Origin of the sequence: Thermobispora bispora DSM 43833, from assembly GCF_000092645.1 — a bacterium.
GTDB lineage: Bacteria > Actinomycetota > Actinomycetes > Streptosporangiales > Streptosporangiaceae > Thermobispora > Thermobispora bispora.
On sequence record NC_014165.1, the window covers coordinates 2,781,207 to 2,795,163 of the forward strand.

At 70.8% G+C, this 13,957-nt stretch carries 11 protein-coding genes; 7 read left to right on the forward strand and 4 right to left on the reverse strand.

The window, feature by feature from the left end; translation table 11 throughout:
• Positions 1–39: 39 nt before the first annotated feature.
• Entirely contained in the window at positions 40–2,565 is a 2,526-nt protein-coding gene (locus tag TBIS_RS11825) for a DNA gyrase/topoisomerase IV subunit A (RefSeq protein WP_013132624.1), read from the forward strand.
• A 20-nt stretch (positions 2,566–2,585) separates the two neighbouring features.
• On the opposite strand, the gene TBIS_RS11830 is transcribed toward TBIS_RS11825, so the two are convergent.
• Positions 2,586–2,942, reverse strand: coding sequence for a VOC family protein (locus tag TBIS_RS11830; RefSeq protein WP_013132625.1), 357 nt, complete (start codon positions 2,940–2,942; stop codon positions 2,586–2,588).
• A 332-nt stretch (positions 2,943–3,274) separates the two neighbouring features.
• Here TBIS_RS11830 and TBIS_RS11835 point away from each other — a divergent pair, with 332 nt between their 5' ends.
• The 5 genes from TBIS_RS11835 to TBIS_RS11855 all read left to right on the forward strand — a co-directional run bounded on the left by TBIS_RS11835 (position 3,275) and on the right by TBIS_RS11855 (position 7,118).
• Entirely contained in the window at positions 3,275–3,838 is a 564-nt protein-coding gene (locus TBIS_RS11835; protein WP_013132626.1) for a thioredoxin family protein, read from the forward strand.
• 69 nt (positions 3,839–3,907) lie between these two features.
• Positions 3,908–4,408 carry a beta-class carbonic anhydrase gene (locus TBIS_RS11840; protein ID WP_013132627.1) on the forward strand — a complete coding sequence of 167 codons (501 nt, stop codon included), beginning with the start codon at positions 3,908–3,910 and terminating at the stop codon, positions 4,406–4,408.
• A gap of 219 nt (positions 4,409–4,627) precedes the next feature.
• Positions 4,628–5,629 (forward strand): SPFH domain-containing protein, encoded by a 1,002-nt coding sequence (locus TBIS_RS11845; RefSeq protein WP_013132628.1) that lies wholly within the window; start codon positions 4,628–4,630, stop codon positions 5,627–5,629.
• A gap of 39 nt (positions 5,630–5,668) precedes the next feature.
• Positions 5,669–5,980 carry a hypothetical protein gene (locus TBIS_RS11850; RefSeq protein WP_013132629.1) on the forward strand — a complete coding sequence of 104 codons (312 nt, stop codon included), beginning with the start codon at positions 5,669–5,671 and terminating at the stop codon, positions 5,978–5,980.
• A gap of 643 nt (positions 5,981–6,623) precedes the next feature.
• Positions 6,624–7,118, forward strand: coding sequence for a beta-class carbonic anhydrase (locus TBIS_RS11855; protein WP_013132630.1), 495 nt, complete (start codon positions 6,624–6,626; stop codon positions 7,116–7,118).
• Positions 7,119–7,461: 343 nt separating this feature from the next.
• Here TBIS_RS11855 and TBIS_RS11860 read toward each other — a convergent pair whose 3' ends face one another.
• Positions 7,462–9,534: a DNA gyrase/topoisomerase IV subunit B gene (locus TBIS_RS11860; RefSeq protein ID WP_013132631.1), complete on the reverse strand. Its 2,073-nt coding sequence runs from the start codon at positions 9,532–9,534 to the stop codon at positions 7,462–7,464.
• A gap of 245 nt (positions 9,535–9,779) precedes the next feature.
• Here TBIS_RS11860 and TBIS_RS11865 point away from each other — a divergent pair, with 245 nt between their 5' ends.
• Positions 9,780–10,004 carry a DUF7455 domain-containing protein gene (locus tag TBIS_RS11865; RefSeq protein ID WP_013132632.1) on the forward strand — a complete coding sequence of 75 codons (225 nt, stop codon included), beginning with the start codon at positions 9,780–9,782 and terminating at the stop codon, positions 10,002–10,004.
• A 34-nt stretch (positions 10,005–10,038) separates the two neighbouring features.
• Here the strand turns inward: TBIS_RS11865 and TBIS_RS11870 are convergent, their stop codons facing one another.
• Complete coding sequence (locus tag TBIS_RS11870; RefSeq protein ID WP_013132633.1) at positions 10,039–10,803, reverse strand: GNAT family N-acetyltransferase; 765 nt, start codon at positions 10,801–10,803, stop codon at positions 10,039–10,041.
• 1,221 nt (positions 10,804–12,024) lie between these two features.
• Positions 12,025–13,743 (reverse strand): RNA polymerase sigma factor, encoded by a 1,719-nt coding sequence (locus tag TBIS_RS11875; protein ID WP_013132635.1) that lies wholly within the window; start codon positions 13,741–13,743, stop codon positions 12,025–12,027.
• Positions 13,744–13,957: the final 214 nt, after the last annotated feature.

A 13,957-nucleotide genomic window follows, 5' to 3' on the forward strand; every position in this document is an offset into this window, starting at 1 on the left:
GCCCGCGTCCGGTCGCGGCCACCTCCGGTCATCGGCACAATGTTCGATATGCCGCGACGCACCACAGCCCCCGACCAGGACTTCCAGGAGCGGATCGTCGACATCGACGTCGCCGCCGAGATGCGGACGAGCTTCCTGGAGTACGCCTACTCGGTCATCTACCAGCGCGCGCTCCCCGACGCCCGGGACGGGCTGAAGCCGGTGCAGCGCCGGATCCTCTACTCGATGAGCGAGATGGGCCTGCGGCCCGACCGGGGGCATGTGAAGTCCTCCCGCGTCGTCGGCGAGGTCATGGGCAAGCTGCACCCGCACGGGGACGCCGCGATCTACGACGCGCTCGTCCGCATGGCCCAGCCGTTCTCGATGCGGCTGCCGCTGGTCGACGGCCACGGGAACTTCGGGTCGCCGGACGACGCCCCCGCGGCGATGCGGTACACCGAGGCCCGCCTCGCCCCGGCGGCGATGCTGATGGTGCAGTCGATCGACGAGGAGACCGTCGACTTCCGGCCCAACTACGACGGCCAGGAGACCGAGCCGGCGGTCCTCCCCGCGGCCTTCCCCAACCTCCTGGTCAACGGTGCGTCCGGCATCGCGGTCGGCATGGCGACCAACATCCCGCCGCACAACCTCGCCGAGGTGATCGGGGCCGCCCGCCACCTGCTGAAGAAGCCGGACGCCACCCTCGACGAGCTCATGCAGTTCGTCCCCGGCCCCGACCTGCCCACCGGCGGGCTGATCATCGGCCTGGACGCCATCCGGGAGGCGTACGAGACCGGGCGGGGCACGTTCCGGATGCGCGCGCGGGCGACCATCGAGAACGTGACCGCGCGGCGCAAGGCGATCGTGGTGACCGAGCTGCCGTTCAACGTCGGTCCCGAGCGCGTGGTCGCGAAGATCAAGGAGCTGGTCCAGGCGAAGAAGCTCGTCGGCATCGCCGACCTGAAGGACCTCACCGACCGGCACAAGGGCCTGCGCCTCGTCATCGAGGTCAAGACCGGGTTCAACCCCGAGGCGGTGCTGGAAGAGCTCTATCGGCTCACGCCGATGGAGGAGACGTTCGGCATCAACAGCGTCGCGCTCGTCGACGGGCAGCCGCGCACGCTCGGCCTGCGCGACCTGCTCGCCGTGTACGTGAACCACCGGCTCGAGGTGGTGCGCCGGCGGTCGGCGTACCGGCGGCGCAAGCGCGAGGAGCGCCTCCACCTGGTCGAGGGCCTCATCACCGCGCTGCTCAACATCGACGAGGTCATCCAGGTGATCCGCACCTCGGACGACCCGGCGCACGCGCGGAGCAGGCTCATGGAGACGTTCGGGCTGTCGGAGGCCCAGGCCGGGTACATCCTCGACACCCCGCTGCGCCGGCTCACCCGCTACGACAAGCTGGAGCTCGAGCGGGAGAAGGAGGGGCTGCAGGCCGAGATCGCCGAGCTCAACGCGATCCTTGGCTCGGAGGACCGGCTGCGCCGGGTGGTGTCGAAGGAGCTCGCCGAGGTCGCCAAGAAGTACGGCACGCCGCGCCGGACCCAGCTGCTCGACTCGGCCGAGGCCGCGCTGAAGACGGCGATCCCGCTCGAGGTGGCCGACGACCCCTGCCTGGTGCTGCTCTCCTCGACCGGCCTGATCGCCCGGACCGCGGACGCGTCCCCGCTCCCCGGCGATGGGCCGCGCGCGCCGCACGACGTGCTGGTCTCGGCAGTGCGCACGACGGTCCGGGGCGAGGTCGGTGTGATCACCTCCAAGGGGCGGATGATCCGGGTGTCCGTGGTCGAGCTGCCCACGCTGCCCGCGTCCGGTGATCCGCCGTCGCTCGCCGGGGCGCAGCCGGTGACCGAGTACGTGACCCTGGAGCCGGACGAGCACGTCGTCGGGCTCGGCTCGCTGGACGAGGCGGGGCACGGGATCGCGCTCGGCACCGCGCAGGGCGTGGTCAAGCGGGTCGCCCCCGACTATCCGGTCAACCGGGACGACTTCGAGATCATCAGCCTGCGCGAGGGTGACCGCGTGGTCGGCGCGGTCGAGCTGGAGTCCCCCGATCACGACCTGGTCTTCATCACCTCCGACGCCCAGCTGCTCCGCTTCCCCGCCGCCACGGTCCGGCCGCAGGGCCGCCCGGCCGGTGGTGTGGCCGGGATCCGGCTCGCCGAGGGCGCCCGGGTGATCTGGTTCGGCGCGGTCGACCCGGCGCGGGAGTCGCGCGTCGTCACGGTCGCCGGCTCGTCGACCGCCCTGCCCGGGACCCAGACGGGCACGGTGAAGGTCTCCGACTACGCCGTGTTCCCGCCGAAGGGCCGGGCGACCGGCGGGGTCCGCGCGCAGCGCTTCCTCAAGGGCGAGGACGTGCTCCTGCTCGCCTGGGCCGGGCCCGCACCGGCCAAGGCGATCTCGCCGTCCGGGCAACCGGTCGAGCTCCCCGCCGAGCTCGGCCGGCGCGACGGCTCGGGGACCCGCCTCATGCACCGGATCGCCGCGATCGGCGGCGCCATCGGAGCGGCCCCGCCCGCTCGCCCGGCCGAGGACCGGGCGGAGGAGGCGGCGCCGGCCCCCGATGCCGGCACCGCCGAGTAGCCCACCCGCGCCGGCCCGGCTCAGGTGCAGAGGCAGAACGGGTGGCCGGCCGGGTCGAGGAAGACCCGGTAGCCCTTCCCCGGCTGGTGCTCGTGCTTGACCGCGCCCAGCGCCACGGCCTCGGCCTCGGCCTGGTCGAGGTCGTCGACGGCCAGGTCGAGGTGGCACTGCTGCGGGCGCTCCGGGTCCGGCCAGGCCGGGGGCCGGTAGTCCGCGACGCGCTGGAAGCCGAGGATGAGGCCACCGTCCGAGATCGTCACCCAGTCGTCGCTCTCATGGGTGACCTCCCACCCGAGCAGCGCTGAGTAGAAGCCCGCCAGCGCCTTAGGGTCCGGGCAGTCGAGCACCATCGCCTCTATCCGGGCGATTCCCGCCATGCGCGCCTCCTTTGCCGCCGATCGTGCGACACCAGTGAACAACTTACACTGGTGTCGCACGATCGGCCATCCCGGTGATCCGGCCGCCCGGCCGGAGCGCGCGGGCGCGAGCGGGCGGGCTCCGCGGGCCGCCCGGAGCACGGCGTACGGAGCGCGGGGGATGAGCGGATCGAGCCGGCCCGCACGGGAATCCGGCCCGGTTGCGGGAGCGGGTGGACCGAGGCGGCCCTGGGAGCGGCCGGCGCTCGCCCGCCGCCGCGCCCGGCGCGGGCCTATTTAATAGGAGTGAAGGCAAGCGAAAAGGAGACCGGGAAACCACGGGAGACCCGAATATGGCCGTCAACTCTTTCATGGTCCCGCTCGGCACCCAGGCGCCGGATTTCGACCTGCCGTCCATCGACGGCGGCCGGGTCAAGCGCTCCGATTTCGCGGGACGGCCGCTTCTGGTGATCTTCTTGTCCAACCACTGCCCGTACGTCCGCCGGATCGAGGAGGGCATCGGCCGGTTCGCCGCCGACTACCGGGACCGGATCGCCATCGTCGGGATCATGAGCAACGACGTCGTCAACTACCCCGACGACGACGTTGCCCACCTGCGGGAGCAGGCCAAGCGCGCCGGCTTCGGCTTCCCGTACCTGGTGGACGAGACCCAGGAGGTGGCGCGGGCCTACCGCGCGGCCTGCACGCCCGACTTCTTCCTCTTCGACGCCGACCACAGGCTCGTCTACCGGGGGCAGTTCGACGACGCGCGCCCGGGCAACGACGTCCCGGTCACCGGCGCGTCGCTGCGGGCCGCGGCCGACGCCGTGCTCGAGGGGCGCACCCTCCCCGAATCCGAGCAGCGGCCGAGCCTCGGCTGCGGCATCAAGTGGAAGCCGGGAAACGAGCCGTCCTGACGTTAAACCTGAAATAAGAAATTCTTATGGCTGTTCACCGATCTGGAGCCCCATGCGATCATCCAGGACGTGAACAGCGTATTCGCCGACATTTTCTCCGCCAACGAAAAATTTAATCACGAATTCAACCATCAAGGATTGATCGGCCGCGCTCGCCGCGGGCTCGCCGTGGTGACCTGCATGGACGCCCGGATCGATCCGCTGGAGGCGCTCGGGTTGCGCATCGGTGACGCCGTCATCCTCCGCAACCCGGGCGCCCGGGTCACCGACGACGTGCTGCGAGCGCTGATCCTCGCCGTGTACGTGCTCGGCGTCGAGCGGATCCTCGTGATGCCGCACACCGACTGCAAGATGACCAAGATGACCGACGCCGAGCTCCACGACCTCATCGCCACCCGGTACGGCGTGGACACCCGGGACGTCGCCTTCGGCACCATCCCCGATCAGATGGCGACCCTTCAGGCGGATCTGACCAGGATCAGGACCAGCCGGCACCTGCCCGGCCGGCTCGCGGTGTGCGGCGCGCTGTACGACGTCGGCACGGGCAGGCTCGCGCCGATCGAGGCTTGATGGCCGGCTTCTTGCCGGCCGGCTTCCGGCTCTCCCGGCCCGCACCGAGCCGGGCCCCGTGCCGGTCCGGGGTTCACGCCCGACCGAAATCCACATCCGGCCAGGATCCGCCGGCGGGGACGCGGTGACCGGAACCACCCTTGGGGGCTGCTACGTTCACGTGATCGGATGACTACGTTTTACCGGAAAAATCAAGACCGACCCCCCAAGGAGTGGTTGATGCACTTTCGTCTGCGCGGCCCCGCCGACGGTGGATTCCTCTCATCCCGCGGCGCCGGAATCCTGGCCGTGCTCGCCGCCCTCGTCGTCGGCGTGCCGACGGTGTTCGGCGTGATCAGCGGGTTCGAGCGCACCAGCGGCGGTGAGGTCGCGGTCGTGCGTAACGGCGGGCCGTTCGACGACAACAAGATCCGCCAGATCATCCCGCCCGGCTCCAGCATCACCTGGACCGGCATGTGGTCGCAGGTCCACCGCTACCCGGCCCAGCAGCGCTTCTACACGATCACCTCGGACCAGGACGCCGGCGAGCGCGCCGGGGTGGACGTCGTCACCGTGCCGAGCGGTGACGGCGTGAACATGGGGATCGAGGGCACGGTCTACTTCTCCCTCAACCTCGACCCGGCGACCCTCAAGGCGTTCGACGACAAGTTCGGCACCCGGAAGTTCCGGAGCGGCGGCTCGGCCTACTACCCGTGGGAGGGCGACGAGGGGTGGTCCGCCTTCCTCGACCAGATCATCCGGCCGGTGATCGAGAACAACCTGCGCGCGCAGATCGGCAACTTCCGCTGCGCCGAGCTCATCTCGTCGTGCTCGCTGGTGCAGAACACCTCCTCCGGCCGGCAGCCCTCGCTCCAGCAGTTCGACAACAACGCGAACATCGCCAAGATCCAGGACGCGGTGAACAAGAGCCTCGCGCAGGATCTCAAGAACATGCTCGGGGCCGAGTTCCTCACCGACATCCACTTCAACCTCTCCCGGGTCACCCTGCCCAAGGTGGTCCAGGAGGCCGTGGACCAGGCGCAGGCCCAGTTCGCGAAGGTGAGCGAGGCGCAGGCGAAGGTCGCGCAGGCGCGCGCCGAGGCCGAGGCGAACAAGGCCCGGCAGGAGGGCTACAACCGGTGCCCGACCTGTGCTGAGATCGAGAAGCTGAAGGCCCTTCCGCAGGGCATCACCGTGTACGCGCCGGGCAACGCCGGGGGGATCGCGCTGCCCACCCGCTGATCAGGCGGGCCGCGCACCCATCCGACCGAAGGAGCTGAGATGCGAGTGCTCGCCCTCCTGGCGGCCGTCGTCCTGCTCGCGCTTCTCGTGTACCTCCTGCTGCTCCTGGTGCGCCCGCCGCGGCGCGCCGGGGCGCCGGCCAGGCCCCGCTGGGAGGTCGACACGGTCATGGAGAACGGCTGGACGCTCGTCATCGTCCGGAAGGTCACCACGGGCCCGGACGGACCCGTGGAGCTCACCCGGCAGACGGTGGCGGCGATCCCGGACGACGACCCGAACTGGTCCGAGCGCTACAAGGCGGCCTTGGCCGAGGCCCGCGATCGGGCCAGCACCCTGGAACTGGAGTCCTAGCGTCGCGCCCGTCCGGCTCCCCGCCCGGGGAGCGGGCGGGTGACGCGCGGGCACCTCGCGCTCTTCCCTGTTCCAGGCCCCTGGGTGCGGACGCGCGCGCCCGGGCACGGCGGCGGCCGACGCCCTGCCGGAGCCGCTCCACGTCCGGACGCGCGCACTCCCGGGCACGATGGCGGGCCCACGCCCTGCCGGGTCCACTTCACGTCCGGACGCGCGCACTCCCGGGCACGATGGCGGACCGGCACCCGCGCCGGGCCCGCTCCCCGCACCCGGATCGGACCGTTCCACCCCGCCAAGAGCCCGAACCGCCCTGCTGTTCCGGCACCGGCCCCGAGCCGCGCCTCGATCCGCCCGCCGCTCGGGAGCCGCTCTTCGATTCGCCCGCCTGCCCGGCGCCGTCGTTGCGATCCGCATCTCCACCCGAGCGGCTTCGAGATCCGGTATGGCCGGAGCCGCGCTGGGATCCGCCGGACGGAGCCGGGGTCCGCCTGTGATCGGGCGTGGCGTCATCCGGCCGGGTATGGCGTAGGCCGTCCGGTTGCACCCTGCTCTCTCCCGGTCACGATCCGTCTTTACCCGGAGTCCCCGCGGCTATATGCTGAATTTCCCGTAGGAATTATCAACTTGATCCGAGAGGACACGCATGAGCGTCACCGACGAGCTCCTCGCCAACGCGGAACGGTACGCGGCCGCCTTCGACAAGGGCGACCTGCCGCTGCCCCCGGCCAAGGGCGTGGCCGTGGTGGCCTGCATGGACGCCCGGCTCAACCCGTACGGGATCCTCGGCCTGGCCGAAGGCGACGCCCACGTCATCCGCAACGCGGGCGGGGTGGTCACCGCGGACGTGCGGCGGAGCCTCGCGATCAGCCAGCGGCTGCTCGGCACGCGCGAGATCATCCTGATCCACCACACCGACTGCGGCATGGTGACGTTCACCGACGACGACTTCAAGCGCCGGATCCAGGACGAGGTGGGGATCAAGCCGGACTGGGCCGCCGAGACCTTCACCGACCTCGACGAGGACGTGATCCAGTCGATCAACCGGATCAAGGCGGACCCGTTCATCCCGCACAAGGACGCGATCCGCGGCTTCGTGTACGACGTCGCCACCGGGAAGCTGCGCGAGGTCAAGGCCTGAGCGGCGCGCCCGCACCGGCCGGCGGGCGGGGCGAGACGACGGCGCCCACCCGGCCCGCGTGATCGCCCCGGCCCCCCTCCCCCACCGGCCCCGGGAAACCTCCCCCGCCGGCCACCCGGGGAATACAGTGCCGGCGCCGGCGCCTGCCGCATGGAATCGCGGGCCCGCCGGGAGCCGGCATGCCTCAAGGGTGAGCGGTGCGCCCGAGCGTGAGCGGCACGCCCCGGGGTGAGCGACATGCCCCGGGGTGAGAGGCGCGGCGCTCGCGTCGGCGCGGTCCCGGCTCGGCCTCGCCGGGCCCGGCGATCTCCGGCAGGTGACGCGGCAGGAAGGGCCGCTCTGGTCAGGCGTCGATGTTCTCGCGGTCGATGGCGGCCGCGTTCTGGACGATGAACTCCCGGCGCGGCCCGACCTCGCTGCCCATGAGGAGGTTGAAGATGCGCTCCGCCTCCTCGGCGTCCTCGATCCTGACGCGGCGGAGGACGCGGTGGCGCGGGTCCATGGTCGTCTCGGCGAGCTGGTCGGCGTCCATCTCACCGAGGCCCTTGTACCGCTGCACCGGCTCCTTCCAGCGCTTGCCCCGCCGCTCCAGGTCGGCGAGCACCCGGTGCAGCTCCGCGTCGGAGTAGGTGTAGAGGTACTTGTCCTGCCCCTTTCCCGGATTGAGGATCTCGATCCGGTGCAGCGGCGGCACCGCGGCGAACACCCGGCCGGCCTCGATCATCGGCCGCATGTAGCGGTGGAACAGGGTGAGCAGCAGGCAGCGGATGTGCGCGCCGTCGACGTCGGCGTCGGCCATCAGGATGATCTTGCCGTAGCGCGCCGCCGACAGGTCGAAGGTCCGGCCGGAGCCCGCCCCCACCACCTGGATGATCGCGGCGCACTCGGCGTTCTTCAGCATGTCGGAGACCGAGGCCTTCTGGACGTTGAGGATCTTGCCGCGGATCGGCAGCAGGGCCTGGAACTCCGAGTCCCGGGCGAGCTTCGCCGTACCGAGGGCCGAGTCCCCCTCGACGATGAACAGCTCGCTCCGCTCGACGTCGTCGCTGCGGCAGTCCACCAGCTTGGCGGGGAGCGCCGAGTTCTCCAGTGCGGACTTGCGCCGCTGGTTGTCCCGTTGCTCCCGGGCGGCGATGCGGGCCTTCGCCGCCGCCACGATCTTCTCCAGCACGGCGCGGAGCTGCTGCTTCTGGCCGCGCTTGGGGGTGGCGAAGAGGGCCTTGAGCTCGCGGGAGACCACGTGCGCGACGATCCGGCTCGCCGCGGCGGTGCCGAGGATCTCCTTGGTCTGCCCTTCGAACTGCGGCTCGGGCATCCGGACCGCGACCACGGCGGTGAGGCCCTCGAGCACGTCCTCCTTGATCACCGGCTCGTCGCCGTTCCGGAGCAGCCGGGTCTCCCGGAGCTGCTCGTTGACGGTGCGGACCAGCGCCCGCTCGAACCCGGCCACGTGCGTGCCGCCCTTGGGCGTGGCGATCACGTTGACGAAGGAGCGGACGACCGTGTCGTAGCCCTTGCCCCAGCGGAGGGCGACGTCGACCTCGAGCTCCCGCTCGACCTCGGTGAGCACCATGTGGCCCTGCTCGTCGAGCACCGGGACCGTCTCGTGGAAGTGCCCGGTGCCCTGCAGCCGGAGCACGTCGCACACGGGCTCGTCCGGGGCGAGGAACTCGGTGAACTCGGCGATGCCGCCCTGGAAGGCGAAGGTCTCCTCGACCACCTCCTCGCCGCGGCCGTCCCGCAGCATGAGGGTGAGCCCGGGCACGAGGAACGCCGTCTGGCGGAGACGTACCCGGACCTCGTCGAGCGAGATCTCCGCGTCGGGCAGGAAGATCTTGCGGTCGGGCCACCAGCGGACCCGGGTGCCGGTCACGCCCGGCTCGGTCGGGCCGCCGTCGCGCAGCCCGGACTTCTTGCGGAACTTCGCGTTCGGGCCCTCGCCGTCGAAGATCCCGGGGACCCCGCGGCGGAAGCTGATCTGGTGAACCCGGCCGTCGCGGTCCACCTCCACGTCGAGCCTGGAGGAGAGCGCGTTCACCACCGAGGCGCCGACCCCGTGCAGGCCGCCGGTGGCGCCGTACGAGCCGCCGCCGAACTTGCCGCCGGCGTGGAGCCTCGTGTAGACGAGCTCGACTCCGGGCAGGCCGGTCCTGGGCTCGATGTCCACCGGGATCCCGCGGCCGTTGTCCCGGACCTCGATGGAGCCGTCGGGGTACAGCTCGACCTCGATGCGCGTGCAGTAGCCGCTGAGGGCCTCGTCGACGGCGTTGTCGACGATCTCCCACAGGCAGTGCATGAGACCGCGGCTGTCCGTGGAGCCGATGTACATCCCCGGCCGCTTGCGGACGGCCTCCAGGCCGTCGAGCACCGAGAGATGACGGGCCGTGTACCCCGCCTCCGCGCGAACCGCCGTCACCCCGAGCTCCTCCAGATCAAATCGAACACGCGTACGCAGCTTAGCGTCACTGAAGTGGACACAGGTACCAGCGGCGAGAGCACCCTGGAACCCCCGGTCAGGGCTGTGATCCACATCACCTTCGCGGTCATTCCGCTCTGGGCGTACTCAGAGCATGGTTGGGAAGGTCTCCATGCGGTTAGATGTTGTCCCGAGTGACTACCGCCAACGTCCCCACTCCGGTGGGGCCATCCGAAAGGCGATAAGTGACTGGAACTCTTACCCCCACCAAGCCGCTGACAGCTCTCGACCGGTGTGACCGGTGCGGCGCTCAGGCCTACCTCCGCGCCATTCTGCCCTCGGGTGGCGAGCTGTTGTTCTGCGCCCACCACGGGCGGCAGCACGCGGCCGCGCTGCGGGCGAGAGGCGCGGAGATCCGGGACGAGTCGGCTCGGCTCATCGAGTCGCCGTCCGTGAGCCGCGGGCGCTGACGCGAGCGCTCCCGGCCAGGTCGCGCACGGTCGGTTACCGCCGCCCCCTGGCGGTGGCTTCGGCCTCGGGCTTGACCCGGTAGTGATAGCGGCCGACCACGGTGAAGCCCTCGCGCTCGTAAAGCGCACGGGCCGCCCGGTTGGCCTCGGTCACCGCCAGGTACCCATAGACGGCCCCCTGCGTCCGGCCCCACGCGAGCAGCGTGCGGAGCACCGACGTGCCGAGGCCACGCCGTCGGGCATGCGGCGCGACGGCCATGCAATAGATCCCGAGCCACTTGTCCTGCGGCACCGCCCTCCCGACGGCGCCCTCGGGCAGGTGGAGGTAACCGGCGCGCACACCGGTCAGGATGCGCTCGGCCCACGCCCGCGGCGGTATCCGGTCGTGGGCGCGATGCCCTATGCCCTCCGTCTGCCACCAGGTGCGCAGCCAGTCTTCGGACGGATCCGGCTCTACCCCGGCCGGCTCGGCAGCGGAGCGGACATCGGCGAGCCGGATCGCCATGATCAGCGTGGGGCCGGTCCGGCGATAGCCCCGGCGGGAGAGCTCGGCGTCGAGCCCTTCGGTCGCACCCGCGCCGATGGAGAACACACAGGGCAGCCCGACCCCGGCGTAGAACCGCTCCGCCTCGGCTATGGCGCGGTCCATATCCGGGACGTCGCCCAGCGGCAGGACGGAGTTGGCCCGTTTCGTCACCCCGCCCGCATACCGCAGCACCCAGCCGCCTGTCACCACGCGCCCGGGCGCAGGCCACGCCTCGTCCACTAGCCGATCGAATAACGATCTTTCGAAGTCCACCGGGCGCAGCCTACCGCAAAGATCACAATGGCCGGGCACCGCGGCTGAGCCGCCGGCCTTCCTGCTCAGGCCACGCGCCTGCGACCGCCCGTTTCGTCTCCGCCCGGCGCTCCGCCCGGCCACCGGTACCCCCCGTGGCAGAGGGGCACCACGGAGAAGAACGGCGCGACACGGCCGACCGGTGCGCCCAGAGCAACGCTGAGCGACCCAGGCCTCTGCACCGCCCCGCTCGCTACCGGGCATGCCTCATGACAGGGTCACCAGGGCCGGGCGGCGTGACCAGCCGACCCGCCTGCGTGGGCCGTGCGCACGAGGCCACGGCTCCATCCGGCGCTCCACCGGAATGCCCTGACACGGGCGATCGTCGGCCAGGCCGCGACCTGACCAGCCGCCCACCCGGAGCCGTGCACCGACGATCACTTGTTCGGGCTCCCGCCCGGTCACCTTGGCAGGCCTCGTGAACACACGCTCTGACCAGCCGGCCGGGCACGCGCCGAGCATCGCAGACCCTCCGGCACCGCCCGGCCTCCGGCACACCCCATGACAGGGGCACGAGGTCCAAGAACCGCGAGCTGGCCGACCGGCCCACCCGGGGCCGCGCTGAGCGACCAACGCCTCTGCCCCGCCCGGCAACCGGCATGCCTGGTGACCAGGGTGACGAGAGCAGAGCACAGCGAGCCGCCGGCGTTCCCGCGCAACCTGCCACGGGCCACCGGCGGTCATCATCCACCCGGTCGCCTGTCATCGTGCCGCGACGGCGCTGAGAGCCGCGCGGCACGCGCCGGCGGCGCTCCGCATGCGGAAAGCCCGTGTGCCGGCACTGTCCGTGCCGGCTGCGTGCCGTACCGGCGCCGCGCATCGCCCGCACCACCCGCGTGCCACCATCATCCGCATGCCGGCACCACGCGCGTGCGGGCATGACGCCGCGTGCCGCCGCCTGACGCATACGGGTCAGGCCGCCCGCCTTCCCGTACGCTCCGGGGCGGCGGCGGACACCCGCCGGCGCGTCACGACGACGCCCACCATCCGGCCTCGGCCACGGTCCGCGAGCGTGCCGGGCACGGCCGCCTGGGTGCCACGGCCCCGAAAGCACGGGCCCGCGGCATCGCACCTGACGCCAGGCGAGCCGTGCCCGTCGCCAGGAACGGACCGACCGGGATCGCCCCGGCCCGGGGAACGCCTCTGCGGCGTCGCCCCGGCGTACCGGAACGGCGATCCCGGTCAGTCGAGGTAGTCGCGGAGCACCTGGGACCGGGAGGGGTGCCGCAGCTTCGACATGGTCTTGGACTCGATCTGCCGGATCCGCTCCCGCGTCACGCCGTAGACCTTGCCGATCTCGTCGAGGGTCTTCGGCTGCCCGTCGGTGAGGCCGAACCGCATCGAAACGACGCCCGCCTCCCGCTCCGACAGGGTGTCGAGGACCGAGTGGAGCTGCTCCTGCAGGAGCGTGAAGCTGACGGCGTCGGCGGGGACGACGGCCTCGGAATCCTCGATCAGGTCGCCGAACTCGCTGTCGCCCTCCTCGCCCAGCGGCGTGTGCAGGGAGATGGGCTCGCGGCCGTACTTCTGGACCTCGATGACCTTCTCGGGGGTCATGTCGAGCTCGCGGGCGAGCTCCTCCGGGGTGGGCTCGCGGCCGAGGTCCTGGAGCATCTGCCGCTGCACGCGGGCGAGCTTGTTGATCACCTCGACCATGTGCACCGGGATCCGGATGGTGCGCGCCTGGTCCGCCATGGCCCGGGTGATCGCCTGCCGGATCCACCACGTCGCGTACGTCGAGAACTTGTAGCCCTTGGTGTAGTCGAACTTCTCGACCGCGCGGATCAGGCCGAGGTTCCCCTCCTGGATGAGGTCGAGGAAGAGCATGCCCCGGCCCGTGTACCGCTTGGCGAGCGACACCACGAGCCGCAGGTTCGCCTCGAGCAGGTGGTTCTTCGCCCGCTTGCCGTCCTCGGCGATCCACTCCAGCTCGGCCTTGACGTCGGGCGGCAGCTTGTCGCCCTCCTTGGCGAGCTGTTCCTCGGCGAACAGACCGGCCTCGATCCGCTTGGCGAGCTCGACCTCCTGCTCGGCGTTGAGCAGGGGCACCTTGCCGATCTGCTTGAGGTAGTCCTTGACCGGGTCGGCTGTCGCGCCCGCCGCCGCCACCTGGGCGGAAGGCGCGTCGTCGTCGTCATCGGAGAGGATCAGCACATCGTCGTCGCCCTGATCCAGCTCGTCGGCCTTCGGCTCGTCGCCATCGAGCTCGTCGTCCTCGGTGTCCACGTCGACCTCGAGGTCGCTGTCGAGATCGACATCGACGTCGAGGTCGAAGTCGTCGATGTCGACATCGGCATCGAGATCGAGATCGTCGTCGATGTCGACCAGGTCGACGGGCTTGGCCGCCTTGGTCTCGGCCTTCGCCTTGGAGGCCCTGGACGTGGTCGCCGTGGTGCCCTCGGCCTTGCTCTTCGCCGCGGCCGGCTTCTCGGCCGCCGCCTTCGTCGACTTGGACCTCGACTTCGTCGTCGTCGACTTGGCCGTCGTGGACTTGGCCGAAGCCGACTTCGCCGAGGTGGACTTGCTCGACGTCGACTTGCTCGAGGACTTCTTCGACGTCGACTTGGTCGAGGTGGAGTCGGTCACCACGGCAGTGACCGTCTCAGGCTGTGGATCCTTGGCCGCGGCGGACTTCGTGGTCTTCTTCGCGGACGAGGTCGAACGGCGCTTGCGCTTCGGCGCCGCCGCATCCGCGGCCGTCACCACGACGGTCACACCCTCCTTGCTGAGGCTGCGCAGGACTCCAGCGGCACGCGACATCGGGATGTCCGCCTCCTCGAAGGCCTTACGGACATCCTCGGACTCGAGGAATCCCTGCGCGCGCCCACGCTCGAGAAGCTGCTGGATCACAGGATCGTTCAGCTCAGACGGCTTCGAGCGAGTCGAACTTGCAGGCGACACGAACACCTCTCGAACGAACGCATAGCGAGAATGGACCCGGGTGGTTCATTTATGCCGGCGGTGGGGTCGCACGGACCGTGACATGCCATTGTGGCATGCCACCGCACGTGAAGCGGCCCCATCCTGCCGTTGTTCCTCCACACTAGGACGCCCGCAACACCAGTGCGTACGGAAGATGGTCACTGATATCCGAAAGCAACCGTTATGACGGTTT

Excerpts from the sequence above, each read along its gene's own strand:
- TBIS_RS11825 (WP_013132624.1), top strand. The coding sequence starts at position 40 with ATGTTCGATATGCCGCGACGCACCACAGCCCCCGACCAGGACTTCCAG.
- TBIS_RS11830 (WP_013132625.1), bottom strand. The coding sequence starts at position 2,942 with ATGGCGGGAATCGCCCGGATAGAGGCGATGGTGCTCGACTGCCCGGAC.
- TBIS_RS11835 (WP_013132626.1), top strand. The coding sequence starts at position 3,275 with ATGGCCGTCAACTCTTTCATGGTCCCGCTCGGCACCCAGGCGCCGGAT.
- TBIS_RS11845 (WP_013132628.1), top strand. The coding sequence starts at position 4,628 with ATGCACTTTCGTCTGCGCGGCCCCGCCGACGGTGGATTCCTCTCATCC.
- TBIS_RS11850 (WP_013132629.1), top strand. The coding sequence starts at position 5,669 with ATGCGAGTGCTCGCCCTCCTGGCGGCCGTCGTCCTGCTCGCGCTTCTC.
- TBIS_RS11855 (WP_013132630.1), top strand. The coding sequence starts at position 6,624 with ATGAGCGTCACCGACGAGCTCCTCGCCAACGCGGAACGGTACGCGGCC.